Origin of the sequence: Micromonospora aurantiaca ATCC 27029, from assembly GCF_000145235.1 — a bacterium.
Taxonomy (GTDB): domain Bacteria; phylum Actinomycetota; class Actinomycetes; order Mycobacteriales; family Micromonosporaceae; genus Micromonospora; species Micromonospora aurantiaca.
This window is the reverse complement of sequence record NC_014391.1, coordinates 503,456-529,974: the sequence shown is the minus strand read 5'-3', so window position 1 is coordinate 529,974 and position 26,519 is coordinate 503,456. Positions and strand designations below refer to the sequence as shown.

The 26,519-nt window shown below is 73.1% G+C and carries 27 protein-coding genes; 11 read left to right on the top strand and 16 right to left on the bottom strand.

The annotated features are described in order from the left end of the window. Positions 1-8: 8 nt before the first annotated feature. Genes MICAU_RS02610 through pdxH form a run of 5 tightly spaced genes read right to left on the bottom strand, consistent with a single transcriptional unit; the run spans position 9 to position 3,834 of the window. Complete coding sequence (locus MICAU_RS02610) at positions 9-314, bottom strand: type II toxin-antitoxin system VapB family antitoxin (protein ID WP_013283726.1); 306 nt, start codon at positions 312-314, stop codon at positions 9-11. A 53-nt stretch (positions 315-367) separates the two neighbouring features. Further along, positions 368-970, bottom strand: coding sequence for a nitroreductase family protein (locus MICAU_RS02605; RefSeq protein ID WP_013283725.1), 603 nt, complete (start codon positions 968-970; stop codon positions 368-370). Positions 971-972: 2 nt separating this feature from the next. Continuing rightward, positions 973-1,899: an aldose 1-epimerase family protein gene (locus tag MICAU_RS02600; RefSeq protein WP_013283724.1), complete on the bottom strand. Its 927-nt coding sequence runs from the start codon at positions 1,897-1,899 to the stop codon at positions 973-975. Positions 1,900-1,915: 16 nt separating this feature from the next. Beyond that, the gene (locus MICAU_RS02595; RefSeq protein ID WP_013283723.1) at positions 1,916-3,208 is read right to left on the bottom strand and encodes an MFS transporter; all 1,293 of its coding nucleotides are present in this window, start codon (positions 3,206-3,208) and stop codon (positions 1,916-1,918) included. Beyond that, positions 3,205-3,834, bottom strand: a complete 630-nt coding sequence (gene pdxH, locus MICAU_RS02590; RefSeq protein WP_049794801.1) for a pyridoxamine 5'-phosphate oxidase — start codon at positions 3,832-3,834, stop codon at positions 3,205-3,207. Before pdxH ends, MICAU_RS02595 begins: the two co-directional genes overlap by 4 nt. Before the next feature lie 273 nt (positions 3,835-4,107). Here pdxH and MICAU_RS02585 point away from each other — a divergent pair, with 273 nt between their 5' ends. The 4 genes from MICAU_RS02585 to MICAU_RS02570 all read left to right on the top strand — a co-directional run bounded on the left by MICAU_RS02585 (position 4,108) and on the right by MICAU_RS02570 (position 8,954). Further along, positions 4,108-5,214, top strand: a complete 1,107-nt coding sequence (locus tag MICAU_RS02585; RefSeq protein WP_013283721.1) for a citrate synthase 2 — start codon at positions 4,108-4,110, stop codon at positions 5,212-5,214. A 282-nt stretch (positions 5,215-5,496) separates the two neighbouring features. Next, complete coding sequence (gene serC / locus MICAU_RS02580) at positions 5,497-6,624, top strand: phosphoserine transaminase (protein ID WP_013283720.1); 1,128 nt, start codon at positions 5,497-5,499, stop codon at positions 6,622-6,624. 191 nt (positions 6,625-6,815) lie between these two features. Further along, positions 6,816-7,904, top strand: coding sequence for a septation protein SepH (sepH, locus tag MICAU_RS02575; protein WP_013283719.1), 1,089 nt, complete (start codon positions 6,816-6,818; stop codon positions 7,902-7,904). 63 nt (positions 7,905-7,967) lie between these two features. After that, a complete protein-coding gene (locus MICAU_RS02570; RefSeq protein WP_013283718.1) occupies positions 7,968-8,954 on the top strand; it encodes an aldo/keto reductase in 987 nt (328 codons plus the stop codon). Between the two features lie 68 nt (positions 8,955-9,022). Here the strand turns inward: MICAU_RS02570 and thpR are convergent, their stop codons facing one another. From thpR to MICAU_RS02545, 5 genes are all read right to left on the bottom strand, one after another. Beyond that, positions 9,023-9,586: an RNA 2',3'-cyclic phosphodiesterase gene (gene thpR, locus MICAU_RS02565; RefSeq protein ID WP_013283717.1), complete on the bottom strand. Its 564-nt coding sequence runs from the start codon at positions 9,584-9,586 to the stop codon at positions 9,023-9,025. Between the two features lie 4 nt (positions 9,587-9,590). Then, the gene (locus tag MICAU_RS02560; protein ID WP_013283716.1) at positions 9,591-10,100 is read right to left on the bottom strand and encodes a hypothetical protein; all 510 of its coding nucleotides are present in this window, start codon (positions 10,098-10,100) and stop codon (positions 9,591-9,593) included. Between the two features lie 75 nt (positions 10,101-10,175). Then, positions 10,176-11,462: an MFS transporter gene (locus MICAU_RS02555; protein WP_013283715.1), complete on the bottom strand. Its 1,287-nt coding sequence runs from the start codon at positions 11,460-11,462 to the stop codon at positions 10,176-10,178. Positions 11,463-11,530: 68 nt separating this feature from the next. Further along, entirely contained in the window at positions 11,531-11,980 is a 450-nt protein-coding gene (locus tag MICAU_RS02550) for a MarR family winged helix-turn-helix transcriptional regulator (protein WP_030274920.1), read from the bottom strand. Positions 11,981-12,041: 61 nt separating this feature from the next. Further along, entirely contained in the window at positions 12,042-13,523 is a 1,482-nt protein-coding gene (locus tag MICAU_RS02545; RefSeq protein ID WP_013283713.1) for an NCS2 family permease, read from the bottom strand. A gap of 92 nt (positions 13,524-13,615) precedes the next feature. Here MICAU_RS02545 and MICAU_RS02540 point away from each other — a divergent pair, with 92 nt between their 5' ends. Next, entirely contained in the window at positions 13,616-13,879 is a 264-nt protein-coding gene (locus MICAU_RS02540) for a DUF2530 domain-containing protein (RefSeq protein WP_013283712.1), read from the top strand. 4 nt (positions 13,880-13,883) lie between these two features. On the opposite strand, the gene MICAU_RS02535 is transcribed toward MICAU_RS02540, so the two are convergent. Further along, entirely contained in the window at positions 13,884-14,723 is an 840-nt protein-coding gene (locus tag MICAU_RS02535; RefSeq protein ID WP_013283711.1) for a DUF3027 domain-containing protein, read from the bottom strand. Positions 14,724-14,810: 87 nt separating this feature from the next. Between MICAU_RS02535 and MICAU_RS02530 the strand changes: the two genes are divergently transcribed. After that, positions 14,811-16,427, top strand: coding sequence for an MFS transporter (locus MICAU_RS02530; RefSeq protein ID WP_013283710.1), 1,617 nt, complete (start codon positions 14,811-14,813; stop codon positions 16,425-16,427). Next, on the top strand, positions 16,424-17,137 hold the full coding sequence (locus tag MICAU_RS02525) for a futalosine hydrolase (protein WP_013283709.1): 714 nt from the start codon (positions 16,424-16,426) through the stop codon (positions 17,135-17,137). Before MICAU_RS02530 ends, MICAU_RS02525 begins: the two co-directional genes overlap by 4 nt. Before the next feature lie 55 nt (positions 17,138-17,192). Here the strand turns inward: MICAU_RS02525 and MICAU_RS02520 are convergent, their stop codons facing one another. Beyond that, the gene (locus tag MICAU_RS02520) at positions 17,193-18,176 is read right to left on the bottom strand and encodes an NAD(P)-dependent alcohol dehydrogenase (protein ID WP_013283708.1); all 984 of its coding nucleotides are present in this window, start codon (positions 18,174-18,176) and stop codon (positions 17,193-17,195) included. Between the two features lie 117 nt (positions 18,177-18,293). Here MICAU_RS02520 and MICAU_RS02515 point away from each other — a divergent pair, with 117 nt between their 5' ends. After that, the gene (locus tag MICAU_RS02515) at positions 18,294-19,004 is read left to right on the top strand and encodes a TetR/AcrR family transcriptional regulator (protein WP_013283707.1); all 711 of its coding nucleotides are present in this window, start codon (positions 18,294-18,296) and stop codon (positions 19,002-19,004) included. A gap of 34 nt (positions 19,005-19,038) precedes the next feature. Next, positions 19,039-19,869 (top strand): 1,4-dihydroxy-6-naphtoate synthase, encoded by an 831-nt coding sequence (locus MICAU_RS02510; RefSeq protein ID WP_013283706.1) that lies wholly within the window; start codon positions 19,039-19,041, stop codon positions 19,867-19,869. Here MICAU_RS02510 and MICAU_RS02505 read toward each other — a convergent pair. Continuing rightward, positions 19,830-20,216, bottom strand: coding sequence for a cold-shock protein (locus MICAU_RS02505; protein WP_026267952.1), 387 nt, complete (start codon positions 20,214-20,216; stop codon positions 19,830-19,832). The two genes, MICAU_RS02510 and MICAU_RS02505, sit on opposite strands and share 40 nt — an antisense overlap. A gap of 28 nt (positions 20,217-20,244) precedes the next feature. Next, complete coding sequence (locus MICAU_RS02500) at positions 20,245-20,868, bottom strand: HAD family hydrolase (protein WP_013283704.1); 624 nt, start codon at positions 20,866-20,868, stop codon at positions 20,245-20,247. A gap of 37 nt (positions 20,869-20,905) precedes the next feature. On the opposite strand from MICAU_RS02500, the gene MICAU_RS02495 reads away from it, so the two are divergent. After that, on the top strand, positions 20,906-23,368 hold the full coding sequence (locus MICAU_RS02495) for a helicase-associated domain-containing protein (RefSeq protein ID WP_013283703.1): 2,463 nt from the start codon (positions 20,906-20,908) through the stop codon (positions 23,366-23,368). Position 23,369: 1 nt separating this feature from the next. Here MICAU_RS02495 and MICAU_RS02490 read toward each other — a convergent pair whose 3' ends face one another. Together MICAU_RS02490 and MICAU_RS02485 are read right to left on the bottom strand one after the other, a co-directional pair. Next, positions 23,370-23,606 carry a hypothetical protein gene (locus MICAU_RS02490; protein ID WP_013283702.1) on the bottom strand — a complete coding sequence of 79 codons (237 nt, stop codon included), beginning with the start codon at positions 23,604-23,606 and terminating at the stop codon, positions 23,370-23,372. A gap of 121 nt (positions 23,607-23,727) precedes the next feature. Continuing rightward, positions 23,728-24,603, bottom strand: a complete 876-nt coding sequence (locus MICAU_RS02485) for a L,D-transpeptidase family protein (protein ID WP_013283701.1) — start codon at positions 24,601-24,603, stop codon at positions 23,728-23,730. 216 nt (positions 24,604-24,819) lie between these two features. Between MICAU_RS02485 and MICAU_RS02480 the strand changes: the two genes are divergently transcribed. Further along, positions 24,820-26,499, top strand: coding sequence for a DNA repair helicase XPB (locus MICAU_RS02480; RefSeq protein WP_041784416.1), 1,680 nt, complete (start codon positions 24,820-24,822; stop codon positions 26,497-26,499). The last annotated feature ends 20 nt before the right edge of the window (positions 26,500-26,519 follow it).

Below are 26,519 nucleotides of genomic sequence, written 5' to 3'. Positions count from 1 at the left end.
GGGAGGCGTCACTCGCCCTGGTCACCGAGCACGAGCACCCGCGCGTGGATCTGGTTGCGCTGCTGGAGCGCCGCGCGCAGCGCCCGGTGCAGGCCGTCCTCCAGGTAGAGGCCGCCGTTCCACTGGACGACGTGCGGGAAGAGGTCGCCGTAGAAGGTGGAGTCCTCCGCGAGCAGCTTGTCCAGCGCGAGTTCGCGCTTGGTGGTGATGAGCTGGTCAAGCCGCAGCGGGCGCGGCGGAATCTCGGCCCACTGCTTCAGCGTGAGGTTGTGCTCCGGGTAGGGACGCCCGTCCCGGACCGCCCTGAAGATCACGGCGTGCTCTCCTCCCCAGGCCAGGCTGACAATGTGGATGTCAGCCTAACCGCTCAGGTCCACCGTCCCCGCCGCACCACATCCTGCACCGGACGCCGCCCTCGGCGCAGCGACGGTGACCGGTGGTCGACAGCTCGGTAACCTACTGTGATCGCACCGATCGGGTGCAGTTCCGGCGGTACCCCGAACGCCTCCCGGTACGCCCCGATGCGCTGCGGCGGGATGCCGAAGAAGCAGGCGCCCAGCCCTTCGTCCACGGCGGTGAGCAGCATCAGCAGCGCCGCGAAGCCGGTGTCCACGTACCAGTAGGGCACCGGCCAGCGGTCCTCGGCGCGGTCCGACCAGCCCTTGTCCGCCTCGGCGTAGCGGTCCAGGTAGGCGTCGCGGTTGGCGTGCGGCACCACGATCAGCGGAGCCCGGCGCATCCCGGCCAGCCAGCGTTCCCGGCCGCCGCCACCAGGCGTGGTCGCGGCCCAGAACCGTTCCCGGTCCTCGGGTTCCTCCAGCACCAGGAAGCCCCAGCCCTGCGAGAACCCGGCCGACGGGGCCCGGACGGCGTGATCGAGCAGCCGGTCCACCACCTCCGGCGGCACCGGCCTGTCGGGGTCGTAGTTGCGCACCATCCGGCGGCGCCGGACGACGTCGGCGAACTCCACGCTCAGACCTCCGGGCGGACGCCCCAGGCGCCCCGCCAGGTCTGCCCCGGCTCCAGCATGATCAGGTCCTTGCCGGAGCGGAACGCGTCGGGCGGGCAGGTCATCGGCTCCACCGCCACGGACCGGCGGTGCCGTTCCCCGCCGAGCGTGTCGCCGGTGAACACCTGCCACCAGCCGAACTCGCGGTCCGCCCAGATCCGCAGCCCGGACGAGCCGTCCGGCGCGCTGAGCACCACCGCCGAGCCGCCGTCGGCGTCCCGCTCGACGTCACCGAACGCGGTGTCGAGCACCAGGTCGCCGATCGGGCGCGGGCTGGTGAAGTCGAACTCGGAGCCGGCCACCTCGGCGGCGGCGACCGGCAGCAGGCGGCTGTCCACCAGCACCCGCCGCCGGGCCGGTACGTGCAACCGCAACTCGTCCACGCCGACCTTCGGCAGTTGCAGGTAGGGGTGCACGGAGAAGCCGAACGGCGCGGGCTCGTCGGAGACGTTCGTCGCCTCGTGCTCGGCCCGCAGGCCGTCCGGGCCGACGCTCCACCGGGCCCGCAGCCGCAGTGCCCACGGGTAGCCGGGGCTCGGCGGCAGGTCGTAGCCGACGGTCACGCTGTCCGCCGACTGCTCGATCGGCTGCCACCGCACCCAGTTCACCAGGCCGTGCAGGGCGTTGCGCCGCTCCGGTTCGGTGAGGTCGAGCTGAAACGACCGTTCCCCGACCGTGTAGACGCCGTCCCGGACGCGGTTCGGCCACGGCGCCAGCACCTGCCCGGCCGAGCCGGGGCAGACCTCGTCCTCGGCGTACCCGTCGAGGTGATCCACGCCGTCGTAGCGGTAGGCCCGCAGGCCGCCGCCCACCTCGACCACGACGGCCTCGTGGCCGTCGGCCGCGATGGTCCACTGTGTACCGGACGGAGGCTGCACGTCGATCCCCATGTCGGCGACCCTACCGTCAGTGCCGGTCCTCGGCGGGAGTGGTCGAGCGATAGCGCAGCAGCGCCGGGAACGCCACCACCAGCAGCACCGCGAGTACGGCGGCGGCCAGGCCGCCACCGACCATGGCGAAGCCGGTGCCGAAACCGGCGGCCATCGCACCGGCCCGCAGGTCGCCCAGACGCGGGCCACCGGCCACCACGACCGTGTTCACGCCCTGGAGGCGGCCACGCATCCGGTCCGGCGCGTAGACCAGCAGCATCGACTGGCGCAGCGTGGCGCTGACCAGGTCGGCGGCGCCGGCGACGCCCAGCAGCACCACCGCCACCCACAGCTGCCCGGCCAGCCCGGCGAGCGCGATGGCCACGCCCCAGCCGACCACCGCCACTGTGAGCGCGAGGCCCTGCCGTCGTACCCGGCCGATCCACCCCGAGGTCAGGCCGCCCAGCATCGCGCCGATGGCGATGGAGCTGTAGAGCCAGCCCACCGCCGAGGCACCGCCGAAGCGTTCCTGCGCCAGCTCCGGGAACAGCGCCCGCGGCATGGCCAGGATCATCGCGATCAGGTCGATGGCGAAGGAGAGCAGCAGCACCCGCGTGGTCGCCAGGTAGCGGAAGCCGTCGACGATGCTGGCGAACCCGGCCTTGCGGACACCGCCGTCCGGGTCCGGCGCGGGCGGCATCGCGGGCAGCCGCAGCGTGGCCCAGAGCGACGCGGTGAACAGCAGCGCGTCCGCCGCGTACGCGATGGGCAGCGCCACCCCGACCTGCCAGGCGGCGAAGATCAGGCCGGCGGCGAGCGGGCCGAAGACGGCGGCGGCGGTGAACGTGGTGAAGTTCAGCGTGGTGGCCGCCGGGACCAGCTCCGCGGGCACCAGCCGGGGCAGGATCGCGCTGCGGGCCGGCGAGGTGATCGCGAAGGCCGTCGACTGGAGGCCGACGAGCAGCAGGAGCAGCAGCGGGCTGCGCGCACCGGCCAGCGACTGCACCAGAAGCCCGAGCGTCGAGACCCAGAGCACGCAGCCGCCGACGAGCAGCACGCGGCGGCGGTCCCGGGCGTCGGCGACCGCGCCGCCCCACAGCCCGAAGATCAGCAGCGGTACGAAGCCCGCGATGCCGAGCAGACCGACCCAGAGTGAGCCGCCGGTCAGGTCGAACATCTCCACCGGCACCGCCACGGCGGTGAACTGGAACCCGAACATGGCGATCGCGTTGCCGGTCCAGACCCGCCGGTACGCGGGCACGCGCAGCGGACGCAGGTCGATCGCCCAGCGGCGCGCGCCCCGCCGCCGGGTCTGCGTGACGTCGGTCACGGCGCGAGCCGCTCGACGACGAAGAACCCGTCCCCGGTACGCCGGAAGCGCAGCCGGTCGTGCAGCCGGCTGGCCCGGCCCTGCCAGAACTCGACAGTCTCCGGACGGACCCGGAACCCGCCCCAGTACGGCGGCGCGGGGATCGGGTCCACGTCGGCGAACCGCTCGGCCGCCGCCCGGTACGCCGCGTCGAGCGCGGTCCGGTCCGGCACCACCGCCGACTGGGCGCTGGCCCACGCCCCGAGCTGCGAGCCGCGCGGCCGAGTGGCGAAGTACGCCTCGGTCTCGGCCCGGTCCACCTGCTCGACCCGGCCGGTCACGATCACCTGCCGCTGCATCGGGAACCAGGGGAACACCAGGCTGGCCCACGGGTTCCCGATCACCTCGGCGCCCTTACGCGAGCCGTGGTTGGTGTAGAAGACGAAGCCCTCCGGGCCGTATCCCTTGAGCAGCACGGTGCGCCCGCTGGGCCGGCCCCGGTCGTCGGCCGTGCCGAGCACCATCGCGTTCGGCTCGGGCAGCTGATGGGCCACCGCGTCGGCGAACCAGCGGGCGAACTGGGTGTGCCAGTCCGGCGCCAGGTCCGTCTCGGTCAGGCCCAGGTCGGCCGCGTACTCGTTACGCATGCCGGCCGGGGCGGGTGTGTCGCCTGTCACTGTGGTAGTCCCTCTCCCGGGCGTGCCGGCGTCCCCCGACGCTGGCCAGGCCCCGGTACCCAGTCTTCTCCTCCCCGAACGGGCGTCCACCGGCGGGGATGTCGCGTGGCGCACAGTGGCTGTGGGTCGCGCAGCGCGTTACCCACCGGGCAAGATGTCACGAACCACATCCCTGAAGGGTCGCCTGAGCTGCGGGGCTCGATCAGCCCGCCCGGGCGCGCCGAGCCGAAGCCAGGAGACGACATGTCCGATTTCAAGCCGGGCCTGGAAGGCGTCGTAGCCTTCGAGACCGAGATCGCCGAACCCGACCGCGCGGGGGGATCACTGCGCTACCGGGGCGTGGACATCGAGGACCTGATCGGCCAGGTCTCGTTCGGCAACGTCTGGGCACTGCTGGTGGACGGCCGGTTCGGCCCGGGCCTGCCTCCGGCCGAGCCGTTCCCGGTGCCGGTTCACTCCGGTGACATCCGCGTCGACGTGCAGTCCGCGGTCGCCATGCTGGCCCCGTACTGGGGGCTCAACCAGCTTCTCGACATCTCCGACGAGCAGGCCCGCGAGGACCTGGCCCGGGTGTCGGTCACCGCGCTGTCATTCGTCGCCCAGTCGGCGCGCGGCCTGGGCCTGCCGGCCGTGCCGCAGAAGGAGATCGACAAGGCGGAGACCATCGTCGAGCGGTTCATGAAGCGCTGGCGCGGTGAGCCCGACCCGCGGCACGTCAAGGCCGTCGACGCGTACTTCATCTCGGCCGCCGAGCACGGCCTGAACGCCTCCACCTTCACCGCCCGGATCGTCGCCTCCACCGGCGCGGACGCCGCGGCCTGCATCTCCTCCGGCATCGGCGCGCTCTCCGGCCCGCTGCACGGCGGCGCCCCGTCCCGGGTGCTCAGCATGCTGGAGGCGGTCGAGCGCAGTGGCGACGCCGACGGGTACGTCAAGGGCGTCCTGGACCGGGGCGAGCGCCTGATGGGCTTCGGCCACCGGGTCTACCGGGCCGAGGACCCGCGCGCCCGCGTGCTGCGGCGTACCGCCAAGGAGCTGGGCGCGCCCCGCTTCGAGGTCGCCGAGGCGCTGGAGAAGGCCGCGCTGGCCGAGCTGCAGGCCCGCCGCCCGGACCGCGTCCTCGCCACAAACGTCGAGTTCTGGTCCGCGGTGGTGCTGGACTTCGCCGAGGTGCCGGCGCACATGTTCACCTCGATGTTCACCTGCGCCCGGATGGGCGGCTGGTCGGCGCACATCCTGGAGCAGAAGAAGCTCCAGCGGCTGGTCCGGCCGTCGGCCACGTACGTCGGCCACGGCCCGCGCAAGCCGCAGCAGGTCGAGGGCTGGGACGCCATCCCGCACGGCGTCTGACGTGTAAGGAAGGGGCCCCGCTTAACGCCTCCGGTAGAGGCGGGGCCCCTTCTTAACGCCCGCCTCCGTGCCCACGAGGCGCTGCGCCGCTGTGGCGCACGACTCAGCGCCGACAGTGGGACCAGCCGCCGGTCCGGGCCGCCCGGGTGGGAGGATGAAGGCCGGCAGCGCTGCCGGCCGGGTTCGGACCCCGGCCGCCTCGTGCGCCCGGCGCACGCCCGGCCATCGGTCCGCGCCCGCACCAAGGGCCCGTCCCGCCCACGCGGAAGGATCAAGACAACCGTGGCTGACGCACCGACCATCCGGATTCCCGACGAGATCAGGCCCGCCGACGGACGATTCGGCTGCGGCCCGTCCAAGGTCCGTCCGGCCGCGGTCTCCGCCCTCTCCGACGTCGCCACCAGCTACCTGGGCACGTCGCACCGGCAGAAGACGGTCCGCGACCAGGTGTCCCGGCTGCGCCGCGGCCTGGCCGAGTTCTTCTCCCTGCCCGAGGGGTACGAGGTGGTGCTCGGCAACGGCGGCACCACCGCGTTCTGGGAGGTCGCCACGTTCGGCCTGATCCGCGACCGGGCCCAGTTCGCCAGCTTCGGCGAGTTCGGCGCCAAGTTCGCCAAGTCGGTCAAGGACGCACCGTTCCTCGGTGAGCCGACCGTGCGCAAGTCCGACGCGGGCAGCGCCCCGTCGCTCGTGGCCGAGGCCGGCGTGGACGTCTACGCCACCCCGCACAACGAGACCTCCACCGGCGTCGCGGTGCCGATCAGCCGGGTCGCGGGCGCCGACGAGGGCTCGCTGCTGCTGGTCGACGCCACCTCCGGCGCGGGCGGGCTGGACGTGGACGTCGCCCAGACCGACGTCTACTACTTCGCCCCGCAGAAGTGCTTCGGCTCCGACGGCGGGCTCTGGCTGGCCCTGATGTCGCCGGCCGCGCTGGCCCGGGCCACCGAGGTCAAGGAGTCCGGCCGGTACATCCCGGCCTTCCTCGACCTGGTCACCGCGATCGACAACTCGCGGCTGGAGCAGACGTACAACACCCCGGCGCTGGCGACCATCTTCCTGGCCGCGGAGCAGACCGACTGGATGAACTCCCAGGGCGGGCTGGCCTGGGCGGCCAAGCGCACCGCCGAGAGCGCCGGCATCGTGTACGGCTGGGCCGAGCGCTCGTCGTTCGCCACGCCGTTCGTGTCGGACCCGGCGCTGCGGTCCAACGTGGTCGCCACCATCGACTTCGCCGACGAGGTGGACGCCACGGCGATCGCCAAGGCGCTGCGCGCCAACGGCATCGTCGACACCGAGCCGTACCGCAAGCTGGGCCGCAACCAGCTGCGGGTGGCGCTGTTCCCGGCCGTCGAGCCGGCCGACGTCGAGGCGCTCACCGCGTCCATCGACTACGTGGTAGAGCGACTCTGATCACGTCGTCACGGTGCGTGGCCGTCGGGGCTCCGGCGGCCACCCACCGTGATCGTTACCGCAGCTCAGTCACGACATGCCGGGGTGTCGCAGTCCCCATCGGCGGGTAGATGAGCGTACGGTGGTGCGAGACGCCCGGGTGGCCGGCTCCCGTGGCGTGACGGCCAGCGAAGCGGGACGGAGGCAAGCCCATGCGCCCAGTACGCTTCGTCGCCCTCTCCGAGGACGGCCAGGCCCTGGTGCTCGCCGACGAGGTGGGGCGCCTGCTGGCGCTGCCCATCGACGAGCGGATCGCGTCGGCGCTGCACGCCGAGCCGGGCGCCCCGCCGCTCGCTGTGGTGCCGAGCGCCACCGACCCGACGCCGTCGCTGTCCCCACGCGACATCCAGGCCCGGATCCGGTCCGGCGAGTCCGCGGAGGACGTCGCCCGCATCGCCGGCGTACCAGTCGACCGGGTGCTGCGTTACGCCGGTCCGGTGCTCCAGGAGCGGGCCATGCTCGCCCAGCACGCCCGCCGCACCCGGCTCAAGGGCGCGGAGAAGCCGACCCCGCTGGCCGAGGTCGTCAACGGCCGGCTGGCCCAGCACGGCATCGACACCGAGAAGATCTCGTGGGACGCCTACCGCCGCGACGACGGCACCTGGCGGATCATCGCGACCTGGCCGTCCGGCAAGGCCACCGCCCAGGCGGTGTGGGACCTGGACAAGACCCGGCAGAACGTCGCGCCGCACGACGACATGGCGCAATACCTGTGCGCCGAGCGGCCCACGCCGATCCTCGGCCAGGAGCCGGCGCCCGAGCGGGGCGGTCACGCGCTGCCCGGCCCGTCGCGCGGCGAGCCGAGCCGGGGTGGGCACGGCCTTCCGGCTGCCTCCGAGCACGCCCGTCCGGGGCGTGACCCGATCCGCGCCGGCCGGGACGCGCTGCTCGCCTCGCTGGACCGGCCGCTCGGCGGCACGTCCGGGCGTGGTCTCGACACCCGCTCCCCGGCTGCGCTGGCCGGGCAGGAGGCGCCCCGTCAGCGGGCTGTCGCCGGTGGTGCCGCCGCGCTGCTCGGTGGTGGGCAGGGTTCGGCCTTCGACGACGACTCGGACGCGCCGAAGGAGATCCCGGCCGTACCCTCGCTGGCCGTGCTGCGGCCCCGCCGCACCGGCCCCGCGGCGGCGACCGGCGGCGCGGCAGCCGAGTCCACCGATGCCGGCGGCAAGCCGCGCAAGCGGTTGCCGAGCTGGGACGACGTGCTGTTCGGCACCGGCCCGGCGGCCCGCGAATCATCCTGATCCATCGCTCCACCCTGGCTCGTTGAGAGGGCACTCTAAGTGCCGGCGTGCCAGGGTGGAGTCATGGAGTACACGAACCTGGGACGCACCGGTCTGTCCGTGAGCCGACTCTGCCTCGGCACGATGAACTTCGGTCCGCAGACCGACGAGCCGGACAGTTTCGCCATCATGGACCGGGCGCTCGAACACGGGATCAACTTCTTCGACACCGCGAACGTCTACGGCTGGAAGCTCGGTGAGGGCGTCACCGAGCAGATCGTCGGCCGCTGGTTCGCGCAGGGCGGCGGGCGCCGCGACAAGGTCGTCCTCGCCACCAAGGTGTACGGCAAGATGGGCGAGTGGCCCAACGAGCAGGGCCTGAGCGCCCGGCACATCATCCGGGCCTGCGAGGACTCGCTGCGCCGGCTCCAGACCGACACGATCGACCTCTACCAGATGCACCACATCTCCCGGACCACGCCGTGGGAGGAGATCTGGCAGGCGATGGAGACGCTCGTCGCCCAGGGCAAGGTGCTCTACGTCGGATCGTCCAACTTCGCCGGCTGGCACATCGCGCAGGCGCAGGCCGCGGCCGGCAAGCGCAACTTCCTCGGGCTCGTCTCCGAGCAGTGCATCTACAACCTGCTGACCCGGTACGTCGAACTGGAGGTCGTCCCGGCCGCGCAGCACTACGGGCTGGGCATCATCCCCTGGTCGCCGCTGCACGGCGGGCTGCTCTCCGGCATCATCCGCAAGATGGCCGAGGGCAGCGCGGCGCGCGGCACCACCGGCCGCTCGGCCGACGCGCTGGCCGAGCACCGGAACACCATCGAGGCGTACGAGAAGCTCTGTGCCGACCTGGGTCACGACCCGGCGGATGTGGCGCTGGCGTGGCTGCTGTCCCGGCCGGGGGTGACCGCCCCGATCGTCGGCCCGCGCACCATGGACCAGCTCGACCGTAACCTGGGCGCCCTCGACGTCCGGCTGGACGAGTCGACGCTGACCCGCCTCGACGAGCTGTTCCCGCCGGTCGGCAACGGCGGTCCCGGCCCCGAAGCCTGGGCCTGGTAGGTGTAAGGAAGGGCCCCTTCTTAACGCCTCCGGTAGAGGAGGGGCCCCTTCTTAACGCCCCACCCGAATTAAGCGCCCGCCGCCAGCGCCCACGCGGCGACGGGGGTGTAGCGCGGCGTACGGCCCAGGTGGCTGCGAATCAGGAGCACCTCGCCGGCCGTCCACTGCGGCCCGGCGTAGTCGTGCAGCGTGTGGACGTCCGAGCGGACGTCGGCCTCGGGCACCCGGTCGCCGGGGCGGGCGATGGTCAGATGCGCCCGGAACGGCTTGTCGTCACACGGCAGCCCGGCCTCGCGCAGCCCGTCGCGGATCGACAAGGCGAGCGCGTCGAGCGCCTCGACGTCGCCGCGCACGTCGACCCAGAGCACTGTGGACCGGCCCTCACCGAAGCAGCCGCCACCCGCCAGGCACAGCCGCGGGGAACGAGCCGTCCGGGCGGCCGAGGCGAGCGCGTGCTTCACATCGGGCAGCCGGTCGTCCGGCACCTCGCCGAGGAAGGCGAGCGTGAGGTGCAGGTTCGCCGGGTCGGCGAGGCGGGCGTGGCGGGCGGCCGCGACCCGCAGGCCCTTCATCCGGGCGGTCAGGTCCGCGACGACCACGGCAGGTGGGTAGATCGCCGCGAAGAGACGCACCCGGTCAGCGGTGCCGCTGGTGGTGCGCGGCGCGCGCGGCCGGCAGGGTCAGCCCGGCGGCGTGCAGCAGCCCTTCGACGCGTACCCGTTCGATCTCCCGGTCGACGCCGTCCAGCTCGGCCAGGTGTTCGGCGATGCCGAGCGCGTGGCAGGCGGCGCGCAGCCGTTCGTCGTACGCCTCGATGACCGCGCCGTGCCACACCACGCTGCGGTCGGCGGCGGCGAGCCGGTGGCCGCCGAGCCGGCGCAGGTCGGTGGCGAGTTGTTCCAGCGGACGGCGGCCGTCCTTGTCGAACTCGGTGAGGTCGATGTCGCGGGTCAGCGCCTCGGCCTCGATGGCCCGGTCGAGCCGCGCGATGGTACGGCGTTCCCGGCGCTGCTCCCGCCACTCGGCCCATCCGCAGGCGACCCGATCGATGATCTCGTCGGCGCAGAACAGCAGCGCGAACAGGGCAGGCAGGCAGCAGACGGCGAGGATCGCCAGCGCCAGCAGCAGTCCCTGCCCCACTTCCACACATCGACGCTAAGCCCTGCCGCACCGGCCCGCCACCCGTTTGGGTAATCGGGCCGGTACGACCGGCTATCAGGGCTACTTGGCGCCGGGCGAAACCACGTAGAAGCGGGGCATCGGCAGCACCCGCATCCGCAGCCGGGCGCCGGAGCGGCGCAGCTGCCAGGTGAGCGCCAGCAGCGCGGCGGTGAGCGAGATCAGACCGCCGGCCCAGATGCTCGCGCCCGCGCCGTACGTCTCGGCGACCCAGCCGATCAGCGGCGCGCCGACCGGGTTGGTGCCCAGGAACACCAGCACCCACAGCGCCATCACCCGTCCCCGGAAGGACGCGTCGACACCGAGCTGTACGCGCTGGTTGGCGGCCTGGGCAAAGTAGATCATGAAGAACCCGGCGGGCAGCAGCAGCGTCACGACCATCCAGTACGCCGGGGCGAGCCCGACGAGCGTGCCGAAGATCGCGCAGCCGATCGCGGCGCCGAGCACGAGCCAGACCGAGGGCCGGCTGCGCCGTCCGGTGCCGGCCAGCGCCCCGACCAGCGCGCCGGCCGCGAGGGCGGTGCTGAACAGGCCGAACGAGGCGGCACCGGTGTTGAATACGGTCTTCGCGAGCGCGGCGAGGGTGAGCTGGAAGTTGAACAGGCTCATCCCGATCACCGACATGAGGACCATCGGCAGCAGGATGTCCGGGCGGCGTGCCACGTACCGGAGGCCGTCGACCACCCGGGCCTGGTCCCGCTCGCCGACCGGCGGCAGGTCCTTGCGGTGCAGCTCGTCGGTACGCATCCGGACCACGTTGACCAGCGGGGCGATCGAGCTGAGCGCGGTGACCAGGAAGACCGGGCCGACGTCGACGACGGCGATGGCCAGGCCGGCGACGGCCGGGCCGACGATCCGGGCGGAGTTGAACACTGCCGCGTTGAGCGAGAGCGCGTTCGGCAGCAGCGGCATGCCGACCAGCTCGGAGACGAACGCCTGGCGGACCGGCGTCTCGACCGCGTTGGCGACGCCGAGCAGGGCGGCGAACGTGAAGACGTGCCAGAGCTGCACCAGGCCGGTGAGGACCAGGATGCTCATGGCGAGCGACAGCACGGTCCAGAAGGCGTTGGCGACGAAGAGCAGCATCCGCTTGTCGTAGCGGTCGGCGAGCCGGCCGGACAGCAGCGTGAGCAGGAGTACGGGGGTGAACTGCAACGCGGTGACCACGCCGAGCGCGGTCGCGGAGTTGTCGCTGAGCTCGAGGACGAGCCAGTCCTGGGCGATGAACATCATCCAGACGCCGATCAGTTTGATCAGCTGCCCGGTGGCGAAGAGTCGATAGTTGCGGACTCGTAGGGACTGGAACATCGTGCTCAGCTTGGCCTGCACTCTAGGTGCGCCTCCTCGCGTCGGTACGCTTCATCCACAGCTGACGAAGCGAACCGCGGGCGGCGGTGTCAGGCGCGAGCGATGCCCTGGAGGATGTCCGCTGCTCGCCGTAGCGTCTCGCGTTCGTCCTCGGTCAGCGCGGCCAGCCGGGTGGCCAGCCACTCGTTGCGGGCCCGCTCGAACTGGTCGAGTACGGCCCTTCCCCCTTCGGTCGCCGCCAGGATGACCTGCCGTCCGTCGGTCGGATGGGGGGTGCGCTGCACGAGGCCGCGCTCCTCCAACTTCGCGACGATCTTCGTCATCGTGGGCGGCTGCACCCGTTCGACATCAGCCAGTTCCCGTGGCGTGAGGGCGCCCGCCAGATTGAGGCTGGTGAGCGCCGACAGCTGGGTGACCGTGAGGTCGCCGACCGGCCGGGCTTGTCGTACCCGCCGGTTGAGCCGGGTGATCGCATCTCGCAGCTGAGGAGCCAGCTGCGCCGGTGGCACGCGTTTCGCCGTCACCGTCCGCTCCGTCACACTAGTTAGCCTAACTAATGAGCCTGGCTAACGACATGCGTTATGACCAGGCTCACCAGCGTCAGAGCAACACGGACTCGACCGGCCCGCGCAGGAAGTACACGATGAACAGCACGGCGACCCCGTACAGGAGCGGGTGGACCTCCCGGGCCTTACCCTTCGCCACCTTCAGCAGTACGAAGCTGATCACGCCGGCCCCGATGCCGTTCGAGATCGAATAGGTGAACGGCATCAGCGCGATGGTGAGGAACGCCGGGATGGCGATCTCGTAGTCGGTCCAGTCGATCGTGCGGACCGCCGTCATCATCAGGAAGCCGACCACCACCAGCGCCGTCGACGCGGCCTCGAACGGCACGATCAGCGACAGCGGTGCCAGGAACATGGCGAGCAGGAACAACGCGCCGGTGACCAGGTTGGCCACGCCGGTCCGCGCACCCTCCGCAACGCCTGCGGCGCTCTCGATGTACGACGTGTTGCTGGACACCGAGGCCGCGCCACCCGCGGCGGCGGCGATCGAGTCGACCAGCAGGATCTCCTTGGCCTTCGGCGGGGTGCCCGTCTCGTCGAGCATGTCCCCTTCCTGGCCGATCGCGACCATCGTGCCCATGGTGTCGAAGAAGTCCGTGATCAGCAGCGTGAAGATGAACATCAGCGGCACCAGCCAGCCGACCCGGCTCCACGAGTTCAGCACGTTGAACTGGCCCAGCAGCGACAGGTCGGGCAGGTCCACGATCTGTTTGGGCAGCTCGGGCACGTTCAGCGCCCAGCCCTTCGGGTTCGGCTTGCCGTCGACGAAGGACGGGCCGACGTTGGCGATCGCCTCGACCACGATGGCCAGCACGGTGGAGGCCAGGATGCCGATCAGGATCGCGCCGCGGACCCGGCGTACCACCAGGACCAGCGTGATCAGCAGGCCGACCACGAAGACGAGCATCGGCCAGCTGACGATCTTGCCGTTGATGCCCAGCCCGACCGGCACCGTGGAGTTCGCGGCGTCCGGCACGCGCCTGACGAAACCGGCGTCGACCAGGCCGATGATGGTCAGGAACAGACCGATGCCGACGCCGATCGCGGTCTTGAGCTGCGTGGGCACCGAGCGGAACACCGCGGTACGCAGTCCGGTGAGCACCAGGATGCCGATCAGCACACCCTCGATGACCACCAGGCCCATCGCATCCGCCCAGGTCATCTGGGGCGCGATCTCATAGGCGACGAGCGCGTTCACGCCCAGACCGGCCGCGAGCGCGATCGGGAACCGGGCCACCACGCCCATCAGGATGGTCATCAGGCCGGCGACCAGCGCGGTCGCCGCGGCGAGCGCCGGGATGGCCAGCGAACGGCCGTCGCCGTCCTTACCGCTGCCCAGGATCAGCGGGTTCAACACCACGATGTACGCCATCGTGAAGAACGTGGCGAAGCCGCCTCGCAACTCCCGGCTCAGCGTCGACCCGCGCGCCGAGATCAGGAAGAAGCGGTCGAAGGCGTTTCGTGGATGCGCGGGATCGGGCGGTGTGCCGTGATCCGGCGGCGGGGCAATGGACATGGTTCCTCATCTGGTCATCGGCCGGGTTTTGTCGCGCGCATCGTCCCAGATCACCTGGCAGGCAGGGAAGAACGATCACGTAGGCTGGGCCGGTGTCACAGGAGCAACAGCCGCGGCCGGAGCCGCTCGACCCGCCGATGGTGCCGTTCGCCGTCGCCGGGCTGATCGCCTGGGCGGTGGCCGGCCTGGTGCTGCTGATCTTCTTCCGGGACTGGCTCACCGAATCCGGGCGTCAGAACTGGCTCTGGACCTGTCTGGCCGGTTTCCTGTGGGGCTTTCCCGGCTTGGCGGTGATGATGCGGCACGACGCCAACCGGCGTCGCCGACGCGCTGCCGAAGCGCAGCGAGCGCGCTGACCCGTCAGGGGTGGCCGTACGGCTCCGCCGGTTCGGCCGCCTCCACCGAGCCCGGGGCCCGGCTGACGGTCATGGCCTCGACCGCGCTGTCGTCGTAGACGGTGGGCAGCTCGTCCACGGACGTCTCGGCCGCTTCGATCATCGTCTCCGAGTGCGCGCCGCAACCGTGGTCGGCGCTCACCACCCGGCCGTCGTCAGGGGCGTAGAAATTGCCGCAGGCACCGAACGCCAGGCGCAGCGAACCGGCGAGCGGCAGGTAGAAACCGCAGGTGCCGCAGCGTGCGGCGGCCGGCGCGGCGGCCGAGATCGCGGCGTCCGGGCCGTGGTCCCCGTCGTACCACCGCTGGGCGGCCTCGGCGCGGCCCTCCCGGGACAGCACCCGGGCCCGGCCCAGGCCCAGCTCCCAGGCGGTCTCCTCCACTGCGGGGTCGTCGGAGAGCAGGTAGCCGGGGGCGAGCCGCTCGTCGTCGGCCGGGGTGGGCAGCAGGTCGCCCGGACCCAGGTCGCCCGGCTTGAGCCGCTCCTGCCAGGGCAGCCAGCCCGGAGCGAGAAGCGCGTCCGGGCCGGGCAGCAGCACCGTCTCGCAGATGGTGACGTGCCGGCTGCGCGGCACCCGGGTCACAGTGACGGCCCAGCGCCAGCCGCGGTAACCGGCCATCCGGCATTCGAAGTAGTGGGTGACGACCCGGTCGCCCTCGGCGACCGCCTGGAGATGATCGCCGATGTCGGTGGGCTCCACCTCGGTGATCGCGTCGCGGGCCACCTCGACGGCGGCGGCGCAGACCTGGTCGAGCCGGGGAGCGCGGGCGGAGGCGGGCCTGGTCACCTGACCATTGTTCCCCATGCCCGTCCACGGGCGACAGGCACTCCCCGGAGTCATTCTCTCCGGGTGATGCGGCACACGCGGAGAGAATGGGCGAGGATGGGACGCATGGCGCTGTCCTCCCGCTCCGGCCGCTCCTTTCTCGGGCGGACCGTCGGCACCGGCATCCGCGCCACCCGGCTGCTGCTGCGGGGCTCGCTGCACGGCGGGCGCTGGATGACCCGGCGTGCCGGCACGGCCCGGGCCCGCAGCGCCGGCAACGAGGTGGGCATGGTCCGCCTGTTCGACCTGCACGCGCTCTCCTGCGCCGGTGACACGCTCATCGCGATCGGCCTGGCCGGGACGATCTTCTTCGACGTGCCGCTGGGCGAGGCGCGCAACAAGGTGGCCCTCTACCTGCTGGTGACGATGGTCCCGTTCGCCATGCTCGCCCCGGTGGTCGGCCCGCTGCTCGACCACTTCCGCCACGGCCGGCGGTACGCGCTGGCCACCACCATGCTGGGCCGGGCGTTCCTGGCCTGGTTGATCTCCGACTACATCGGCGGCTTCGGGCTCTACCCGGCGGCGTTCGGCGTGCTCGCGCTCTCCCGGGCGTACGGGGTGGCCCGCTCGGCGGCGGTCCCCCGGCTTCTCCCGGAAGGGCTGGGGCTGTCCCAGGTCGGGGCGCGCGCGAGCGTCTACGGCACGGTGGCCGGCGCACTCGTCGCACCGATCGGCCTGGCCGCGTTCTGGTTCGGGCCGCAGTGGCCGCTGCGGGTCGCCTCGGTGATCTTCCTGATCGGCATGGTGATCTCGCTCCGGCTGCCGCCGAAGGCCGACTCCGAGCCGCCGGAGCGGATGCCGCACCCGCTGCGCGCGCTGCGCCGCCGCGACGGCGAGCGCCCGCTGGGCCGGGGTCGTCCCAGTGGCCGGCTGGTGATCGCCACGCTGATCGGCGCGGCGGCGCTACGCGGGCTCTACGGCTTCCTGCTGCTGTTCCTGGCCTTCGCGATCAAGGCCGGTGACCTGACCACCGACTTCTTCGGCCGCGACCTCGGCGCCCAGGGCGCGCTGGGTCTGGTCGGCGGCGCACTGGCGGTCGGCACGTTCCTGGCCACCGCGCTCGGCACCCGTCTGCGCATCCACCGGCCGACAGCGCTCCAGTCCAGCGGCACGATCGTGGTGGCCGGTGTGGCGGTGCTCGCCGCGCTGAAGTTCTCGCTGCCGATGGTGGCGCTGCTGTGCCTGGTCGCGGCGATGATGAGCGGGATCGCCAAGCTGGCGGTGGACGCCTCGATCCAGGAACGCATCCCGGAGCGGCTGCGCGCCAGCTCGTTCGCGCACTCGGAGACCGCGCTGATGCTGGCGTTCGTGGCCGGGGGCGGGCTCGGGCTGGTGCCGTTCACCGGCCTGATCGGGGTGACCGTCGCCGCCGCGGTGGCCGCGCTGGTGGCCGTACGCGGCGTGCTGGTCGCCGGCAAGCTGCGCGGTGAGCACCTGGCCGGCCGGCCGCTCGGCGACGAGGAACTGGCGGCGGAGCAGGCGACCCGCGCCGAGAAACCGGCCACGACCTCGTTCGACGACCCGGCGCCCACGTCACCGGCGCCCCAGCGTTCCGGCCCGCCGCCGGACGACGACGGGCTGGCCCCGCCCGGCTTCCACATCTACCGGCCGTCCTCCTCGGTGGGCGGGCCGGGCGGCGTCGAGGACACCGAGCGGCGCGACCCCCGGGGGCCGGTGGCGTGACCGGTCTGCTCGTGGTCACGGCCGTACCGGCCGAGGCCGAGGCGATCCGTGCCGGCCTCACCGCACCGGCAGCGCCGAACGGGACGACGCCGCCGGACGGGACTGCATCGCCGGACGGGACTGCACCGCCGGACGTGACGGTGCTGCCGGTCGGGGTCGGCCCGGCCGTCGCCGGGGCCGCCACGGCACGGCTGCTGGCGCTGGCCGAGGCGGCCGGGCGGCCGTACCGGGCGGTGGTCAGCGCCGGCATCGCCGGAGGGTTCGTCGGCCGGGTCGCGGTGGGCGGCACTGTGCTCGCCGACCGCAGCGTCGCCGCCGACCTCGGTGCCGAGTCACCGGCCGGGTTCATCCCGGTCGAGGACCTGGGCATGCCTCCCGAACTACTCGGCGGCGGCCGGATCGTGCTCGCCGATCCGGGCCTGCTGGCCCGTCTGCGCGCCGCGCTGCCCGCAGCCACCGTCGGCACCGTGCTCACCGTCAGCACGGTGACCGGCACCGCCGCGAGCACGGCGGCCCTCGCCGAACGGCACCCGGACGCGGTGGCCGAGGCGATGGAGGGGTACGGCGTGGCGGTCGCCGCCGCCCAGGCCGGTGTGCCCTTCGCCGAGCTGCGCACCGTCTCCAACCCGATCGGACCGCGTGACCGGAGCGCGTGGCGGATGCGGGAGGCGTTCGCCGCGCTCACCGCCGCGGCGGCCGCCCTTCAGTGATCCATCCACCTGTGGACAACCCTGTGGATAAGTCGCCGGGCTGGGGACGGCGGGCTCAGATCGTGATGACGACCTTGGCTCGCGCGTGCTCGGTTTCGAGGTAGCGGACGGCCTCGGGCACCTCGCGCAGCGGATGCGTCCGGTCGACCACAGGCGTGAGCCGGCCCGCCTCGGCGTGCTCGCGCAGCACGTCGAGGTGGGCCCGGCCGGGTGACGTGGCGAGGACGACGACGCGCTGCCTGACGACCGGCGCGAGCAGCCGTCCGCGCGCCAGCAGCCCGATCGGGCCGAGCAGGCTGCCGCCCCGGTAGACGCCGCCACCGGAGAGCACGAGCGTCCCGTCCGGCGTGAGCGCCCGCCGCAACGCGGTCAGGGGGCGGTTGCCGACCAGGTCGAACACCACGTCGTGGCGGCGCCCGTCGCGGGTGAAGTCGTCGCGGGTGTAGTCGACCACGTGGTCGGCGCCCAGGGAACGGACCAGCGCGACGTTGCGGGTGCGGCACACGCCTGTCACAGTCGCGCCGAGTGCCTTCGCCAACTGGACGGCGAGCGTGCCGACGCCGCCGGAGGCCCCGTTGATCAGGACGCGGTGGCCGGGCCGGACCTGCCCGGCGTCGCGCAGGCCCTGGAGCGCGGTGACCCCCGCCAGCGGCAGTGCTGCCGCCTGCGCCGCCGTCAGGTTCGCCGGCCGCGGCGCGACCAGGTGCTCGGGCACGCACACGTACTCGGCGAACGCGCCGTCGGCCTCGCCGAGGTCACCGAAGACGGTGTCGCCGGGGCGTACCTGCCGCACCTGGGCGCCGACGGCCTCGACCCGGCCGGCGAAGTCCCGGCCACGGATGCGGGCGCGGGGCCGCGCGAGGCCGAGCGCCAGCCGCGACAGCCGGGGGTCGCCGCGCATGACGTGCCAGTCGTACGCGTTCAACGCGGCGGCCTCGACCCGGACGAGGACGTCGCCGGGGCCGGGCGCGGGCGTCTCGACGTCGGCGAGCACGAGTGTCTCCGGGGGGCCGTACCGCTCCTGGACGATCGCCTTCATGTCGCCACTCCCTCCCAGGTGTACGGCGTACACCATCATGGGACAAGGCTAGGTGTACGCCGTACACCAGTCAAGACGGTTACTGTGTCAACGGCCTTCGGGAGGACTGGGGACGACATGGCGGAGCAGACGGAGACGGTGCGCCGGACACCCCTGACCAGGGATCGCGTCCTGCGTACCGCAGTCGTGCTCGCCGACCGGACCGGCATCGAGTCGCTGAGCATGCGCAACCTCGCGCAGGACCTGGGCGTCGTGCCGATGGCCCTCTACAAGCACGTGGCGAACAAGGACGAACTGCTCGACGGCATGATCGACATCGTCGTCGCGGAGATCGACCCGCCGGCGGCCGGCGACTGGAAGCAGTCGATCCGCCGGCGCATCCTGTCGGCGCGGCAGATGCTGCTCCGCCACCCGTGGGCGTCGCTGGCGATCGAGTCCCGGACCACGCCCACGCCGGCCGTCCTCGCGTACCTCGACTCGACAGTGGGCGCGCTGCGGGCGGGCGGGTTCTCCACCGACCTGGCCCACCACGTCATGCACGCGCTGGGCAGCCGCGTGCTGGGCTTCAGCCAGGAGCTGTTCGACACCTCCCGGCAGGCGGGCCGGTCCGGCGCGACGAGCGCCGACCCGCCGGCGGACCTGCCGCCGGAGGCGGCCGCCCGGTTCCCGCACCTCGCGGCCATCGCCACCGCCGCGTCCCACGACGACGACTCGGTGGTCGGCCCGGGCTGCGACGACCAGTTCGAGTTCGAATTCGCGCTGGACCTGCTGCTCGACGGCATCGAGCGGCTGCACCGGAACGGCTGGACGTCACACCGGACGGGGTGACGGGCCGCCCGGCCGCCGGGGTTACGGTGGGACCGTGGCGCTCTCCCTGGCGATCTCCCCCTGCCCCAACGACACGTTCGTCTTCGACGCCCTCGTGCACGGCCGGGTGCCGGGCGCGCCGGCGGTCGAGGTGACCTACGCGGACGTCGACGTCACGAACACCGCCGCCGAGCGGGGCGCGTTCGACCTGGTGAAGGTCAGCTACGCGGCGCTGCCCTGGCTGCTCGACGACTACCACCTGCTGCCCTGCGGCGGCGCGCTGGGCCGGGGCTGCGGGCCGCTGGTGCTGACCCGTGGCGACCGGACCGACCTGTCCGGCGCGACGGTGGCGGTGCCCGGCGAGCGGACCACCGCGTACCTGCTGTTCCGCCTCTGGGCGGCCGACCAGGCACCGGCGCGGATCGAGGTGGTGCCGTTCCACGAGATCATGCCGGGCGTGGCCGCCGGCCGGTACGACGCGGGCCTGGTCATCCACGAGGCGCGCTTCACCTACCCGCGGCACGGGCTGACCGCCCTGGTCGACCTGGGCGAGTGGTGGGAGGGCGACACCGGGCTGCCGATCCCGCTCGGCGCGATCCTGGCCCGCCGGGGCGCCGTCGACCCGGTCGACGCCGCCGCATGGATCCGCGAGTCGGTACGCCAGGCGTGGGCCGACCCGGAGGCCAGCCGCGAGTACGTCCTTACGCACGCTCAGGAGATGGAGCCCGACGTGGTGGACCGGCACATCGGCCTCTACGTCAACGAGTTCACCGCCGACCTGGGAGAGGCCGGCTTCGCCGCCGTGGAGGCGCTGCTGGGCCGGGCCGCCGACGCCGGGCTCGTCCCTCAGACCTCCAGCTCGCGCGCCACCGCGTGGACCAGCTGAGCGATCTTCTGCGCGGTCTTCCGATCCGGGAAGCGACCCCGGCGCAGGTCCGGCTGGACCTTCGCCTCCAGCACCTTGATCATGTCTTCGACCAGGCCGTGGAGTTCCTCGGCCGGCCGGCGGCGCAGCTCCGCCACGGACGGCGGCGCCTCCAGCAGCTTGACCCCCATCGCCTGGGCGCCCCGCCGGCTGTCGACCACGCTGAAATCGACCCGCTGGCCACCCTTCAGGTCGGCGACACCCGCCGGTAGCGCGCCCTTCGGCAGGAACACGTCGCCACCCTCGTCACTGGTGACGAACCCGTACCCCTTGGCGGCGTCGTACCACTTCACTCGACCCGTCGGCACCTGTTGAACCCCGCTCCACTCGAACCGTCTACCCCTCCAAGGCTAGCCCGATGATCCGGTCCAGCGCCCTCGGGAATTCGACGAGATCATCAAGCACCAGGTACGCCCCGGCCTCGGTCAGTTCGTCGGCCGAGCACGGGCCGGTCGCCACTGCCACGCCCGGGATTCCCGCGGCTCGCGCGGCGGCCATGTCGGCCACGTGGTCGCCCACGTAGAGCGTCGCGCCGTGCTCGCGCAACGCGACCGCCTTCTGCTCGGCGAACACGTCCCCGGCCAGCTCGTCCACCGGTAGCCCGAGGTGGTCCAGGTGCAGCTTCGCCAGCCGGCCCATCTTCGCGGTCACCACCATCGTCCGCCCGCCGCGCGCCTGCACCGCGCGCAGCGCGGCCTCCGCACCCGGCATCGGCACGGTCGGCGTGATCGCGTACGCCGGATACAGCTCCCGGTAGAGCGTCACCGCCTCCTCGACGCGCTCCGGCGGGAACCAGTGCGCCAGCTCGGTACGCAGCGGCGGGCCCAGCCGGGAGACGGCCAGTTCCCCGTCCACGTGCACGCCCGTGCGCGCGGTAAGCGCCCGGAACGCGGCGGCGATCCCGGGCCGGGAGTCGACCAGGGTCATGTCGAGGTCGAAGCCGACCATCAGCGGAGACATGCCGAGAACCTACCCAGCGGGCTAGCGTGGTACGACGATGACCACCTCACTCGCCGACCACCTGCGGGCCCTCCCCGACGAGTCGCTTGCCGCCCTGCTCCAGCTGCGGCCGGACCTCGTCGTGCCGGTGCCGGCCGACGTGTCCGCCCTCGCCCTGCGCGCCCAGTCCCGGGTCTCCGTGGCCCGGGCGCTCGACGGGCTGGACCAGTTCACCCTCCAGATCCTCGACGCCGCCCGGCTCACCCGCGGTCCCGAGGGCGCCACCTCCACCGACCAGATCCTCGCCATGGCCACCGCCGGGCCGCAGCCGCCCGCCCCGACAGCGGTCCGCGCCGCCGTCGACCGGCTCCGGGCCCGGTTCCTGCTGTACGGCCCCGAGCACGACCTGTGCGTGGCCGGCGGCATCGACGAGGTGTCCCCGTACCCGGCGGGGCTGGGCCGGCCGGCGGCGGAGCTGGACCCGCGCGCGGCGGCGCTCTGCGCGGACCCGGCGAGACTGCGGCGGACGCTGCTGTCCGCGCCGCCCTCGGCCCGCGCGGTCCTGGACCGGCTCGCCGCCGGGCCGCCGGTCGGGACCGTGGCCCCCGGCGCGCTGGAGGCCCCCGCCACCGGCGCCGAGGACGTGCTCCCGCCCGACCTGGTGAACGGCGGCGCGCCGACCGGCTCGCCGATCCGCTGGCTGGTCGAGCACCGGCTCCTGGTCCGGATGTCCGGCGGCCGCAACGGCACCGTCGAGCTGCCCCGCGAGGTGGGGCTGGTGCTGCGCCGCGACGCCGGTCCGCTCGGCCCGCTGCGCACCAGCCCGCCGGTGGTGTCCGGCCCGCCGCGCGAGGTGAAGTCCGTCGACTCGGCCGGCGCCGGGCAGACCATGGAGGTGGTCCGGCACACCGAGGCGATGCTGGAGGCGCTGACCGCCGAACCGGCACCGGTCCTGCGCTCCGGCGGCGTCGGCGTACGGGACCTGCGGCGGCTCGCCCGTGGCCTCGGGCTGGACGAGCCGACCACCGCGCTGCTGTTCGAGGTGGCGTACGCGGCCGGACTGACCGGCGAGATGGAGCTGACCGGCGCGGCCACCACCCGGTACGGCGGCGACCAGCAGATCCTGCCCACCGGCGGATACGAGGTGTGGCGCGCGGTGTCGCTGGCCCAGCGCTGGGAGCAGCTCGCCCGCGCCTGGATGTCGATGCCCCGCCAGGCCGGCCTGATCGGGCAGCGCGACGACCGGGACCGGCCCATCTCGGTGCTCTCCGCCGAGGCGGAACGAGCAGGGGCGCCGGCCGCCCGGCGTGCGGTGCTCGCCGTGCTGGCCGACCTGCCACCCGGCACCGCCCCGACCACCGACGAGGTGCTGGAACTGCTGGACTGGCGCGCGCCGCGGCGGGCCCGGGGGCGGGAGACGGCGCACCGGGAGGTGCTCGCCGAGGCCGCCACGCTGGGCGTGACCGGGCTCAATGCGCTCACCTCGTACGGGCGGCTGCTGCTCGCCGAGCTGACCGAGGCCGACGAGCGCGGTGACGACCCGCTCGGGCTGCGCTCCGACGCCGAGTCGGGCGACGCGTCGACGACAGTACGGGCGCTGGACGGGCTGCTGCCCGCCCCGGTCGACCACGTGCTGGTGCAGGCCGACCTGACAGTGGTGGTGCCCGGCCCGCCCGACCCGGCGCTCGCCGCCGAACTGGACGTGGTGGCCGAGCACGAGTCGGCGGGCGGAGCCAGCGTGCACCGGGTCACCACGGCGAGCATCAGGCGGGCGCTCGACGCCGGCTACACCGCCGACGACCTGCACGCGCTGTTCCGCCGCCGCTCGCGTACCCCGGTGCCGCAGGGCCTGACCTATCTGGTCGACGACGCGGCCCGCAAGCACGGCGGGCTGCGCGTCGGGTCGGCCGGCGCGTACGTGCGCAGCGACGACGAGACGCTGCTCAGCGAGGTGCAGGCGGACCGGCGACTGGAGCCGCTGGCGTTCCGCCGGCTCGCGCCCACGGTGCTGGTCACCCCGTACCAGGTCAACCGGATGCTCACCGCGCTGCGCGACGCCGGGTACGCCCCGGTGCCGGAGGACGCCAGCGGAGCGACTGTGCTGGCGCGGCCGAAGACCCGGCGGGCGCCGGCGCGTACCGCGATCGGCCGTGCGGTCGACCCGCTCGCCACGCCGAAGCTGCCGATGCCCCGCCTGCTCGGCGTGGTGGAGCAGATCCGCCGGGGCGAGGCGGCGGCCCGGGCGGCGCGGCGGGCCCCGGCGGTGGTCCGCGGCGCCCCGGCGGCCGGCGGTCCCGCGCCCGTGTCCGGGCACGGCGACGCGCTGGCGGTGCTCCAGCAGGCGGTACGGGACAAGGCGCTGGTCTGGGTCGGCTACGTCGACGCGCACGGGGCGACCGCGTCCCGGCTGGTCCGGCCGGTGTCGATCGGCGCCGGCTACCTGCGCGCCGAGGACGACCGGACGGAGATGCTGCACACGTTCGCGCTGCACCGGATCACTGCGGCGGTGCTGGAGGAGTGAGCTACTCCCCGTTGCGGCGCAGCGTGCCGATCACCGACACGGCCAGCAGCAACGCGAACGCCGCACCGGCCGACTCGCCCACCGAGTCGACGAAGCCCTGCTGCTGCACCAGCAGCCCGAACAGGAACCAGCCGAACACCCCCGCCGCGGCGGCCGCGTAGGCGAGCACGACCGCCGTGGGCACCTCCTGCTGCCGCGTCCGCTCGTCCTCGGGAAGCACGTCCTGGTCAACGGTCATGACAGTCCCTCCCCGTCCCGGCATGGACCCGGCTTCCAGGGTTACACCAACCGGAGCGCGCGGACAGGGGTTAAAACCCTGATCCGGGCGCTCCGGTCACGGGTGGAACGGGTTCCGGGGCTCAGGTGCCGGGGCGGCGGCCGATCACGACCACGCGGGTGCCGACCGAGCCCAGCTCCCACAGGCGTACCGCGTCACGGTGCAGCAGGTTCACGCAGCCGTGCGAACCGATCGCGCCGTTGTGCAGGTAGGTGGTGGTCTCGTGGAAGCCGATCCCGCCGTTGAACTGCTGCCAGTACGGCAGCCACACCTCGTACGGGTTGGACCACTCGCGCGGGTTCTTCCGGCCCACCGAGTACGTGCCGGCGGGGGTGGCGTAGCCGGACATGCCGGTGCGGGTGACTGTCGGTCCCATCACCACCTTCCCGCCGCGCATCGCCCAGACCGTCTGCCGGGTCAGGTCGACGCAGAAGGTGAGCCGGGAACCCGCCTTGCACCTTGCGGTGTCGGTGGCGGCGAGCCGCTTCGCCACGTCGTACGTGGTGGGGCCGGCGCGGCCGGAGGACGGGCTGATCCCGTACCGGATCTGGAACTTCTTGATCGCGGCGCAGTCGGCGGCGGACTGCTCGCCGTCCACGGTCAGCGTCCCGAAGCCGCCCAGCCGGGTCAGGTAGGTCTCCACGGCCCGCTGGTGCTCCCCCTGCGGGCACCCGGCGGACGCGCTCGGCTTCGGCTCGGGCTTCGTCGTCTTCGTCGCCCCGGGCGACCGGGAGGGTTTCGGCGAGGCCGTCCGGCTCGGCTGCGCCGACGGGGACGTGACCGGCTGTTCCGGCGTGGGCGACGCGCTCGCCCCCGATGCTCCCTCCGTCAGCCCGACCGGGCCGGGGGTGCTCCCCCCGGCGCCTTCCGCCTGCGGATCGAGCGCACAGGCGCCGACACCGACCAGCACGACCACCGCCAGGGCGGTGACCCGGGCGAGAAACCGGACACGCTGCATGGGCCCTCCCTGGACAGTTGTCCCGCTTGCTAGACGTGTGGGACGAGTATGACGTTGCCTGTCCAGCGAGACTTTTTTGCGGCGCCCTCCGGCGTGCAACACTGGATGGTCGGCCTGCGGCAGGTCAGCCGGGGTGCGGACGGGATGCCGGGCGACCGGGTTCCGGGCGACGAGTTTCCGGGCAGCGGGTTCCGGGCGATGCGAGAGGACGCTGGCGTGAGCGGTGGACCACTGATCGTGCAGTCGGACAAGACGCTGCTGCTGGAGGTGGATCACCCCGACGCGCAGGCGTGCCGGATGGCGATCGCGCCGTTCGCCGAGCTGGAACGCTCCCCCGAGCACGTGCACACCTACCGGCTCACGCCGCTTGGCCTGTGGAACGCCCGGGCCGCCGGCCACGACGCCGAGGGCGTGGTCGACTCGCTGATCAAGTATTCGCGCTACCCGGTGCCGCACGGACTGCTCGTCGACGTGGCCGAGACGATGGACCGGTACGGCCGGCTCCAGCTCGCCAACGACCCGGTGCACGGCCTGGTGCTGCGCGCGCTCGACCGGGTGGTGCTGATCGAGGTCGCCAAGAGCAAGAAGCTCGCCGGCATGCTCGGCGCGAAGCTCGACGACGACACCGTCGCGGTGCACCCGTCCGAGCGGGGGCGGCTCAAGCAGGCGCTGCTCAAGCTGGGCTGGCCGGCCGAGGACCTCGCCGGGTACGTGGACGGCGAGGCGCACCCGATCGAGCTGGCCGAGTCCGGCAAGGACGGCGGCAAGCCGTGGACGCTGCGGTCGTACCAGCGGGAGGCGGTCGAGGCGTTCTGGGCCGGCGGGTCCGGCGTGGTGGTGCTGCCCTGCGGCGCCGGCAAGACGCTCGTCGGGGCGGCGGCGATGGCCGAGGCGAAGGCGACCACGCTGATCCTGGTCACCAACACGGTGGCGGGACGGCAGTGGAAGCGGGAGCTGATCGCCCGCACGTCGCTGACCGAGGAGGAGATCGGCGAGTACTCGGGCGAGCGCAAGGAGATCCGCCCGGTCACCATCGCCACGTACCAGGTGCTCACCTCACGGCGCGGCGGCGCGTTCACCCACCTGGACCTGTTCGGCGCCCGCGACTGGGGCCTGGTCGTCTACGACGAGGTGCATCTGCTGCCCGCGCCGATCTTCCGCTTCACGGCGGACCTCCAGGCCCGTCGCCGGCTCGGCCTCACCGCGACTCTGGTACGCGAGGACGGCCGCGAGGGCGACGTGTTCAGCCTGATCGGCCCGAAGCGGTACGACGCGCCGTGGAAGGACATCGAGCAGCAGGGCTGGATCGCCCCGGCGGAGTGCACCGAGGTACGGGTGACGCTCACCGACGCCGAGCGGCTGGCGTACGCGACGGCGGAGGCCGAGGAGCGCTACCGGATGGCGGCGACCGCCCGCACGAAGCTGCCCGTGGTGCGGGCCCTGGTGGACCGGCACCCGTCCGAGCAGGTCCTCGTCATCGGTGGGTTCCTCGACCAGCTGCACCAGCTCGGCGAATACCTGGACGCGCCGATCGTGCAGGGCTCCACAACGAACAAGGAGCGCGAGCGGCTGTTCGACGCGTTCCGCTCCGGCGAGATCCGCACCCTGGTCATCTCCAAGGTCGGGAACTTCTCCATCGACCTGCCGGAGGCGGCGGTGGCGATCCAGGTGTCCGGCACGTTCGGCTCCCGGCAGGAGGAGGCGCAACGGCTGGGCCGGGTGCTGCGCCCGAAGGCCGACGGCCGGCAGGCGCACTTCTACACGGTGGTCTCCCGGGACACCATCGACACCGAGTACGCCGCGCACCGGCAGCGGTTCCTGGCCGAGCAGGGGTACGCGTACACCATCGTGGACGCCGACGACGTGCTCGGGCCGTCGCTGCCCACAGTCGACTGAGCGACCGGTGGGCCGCCCCT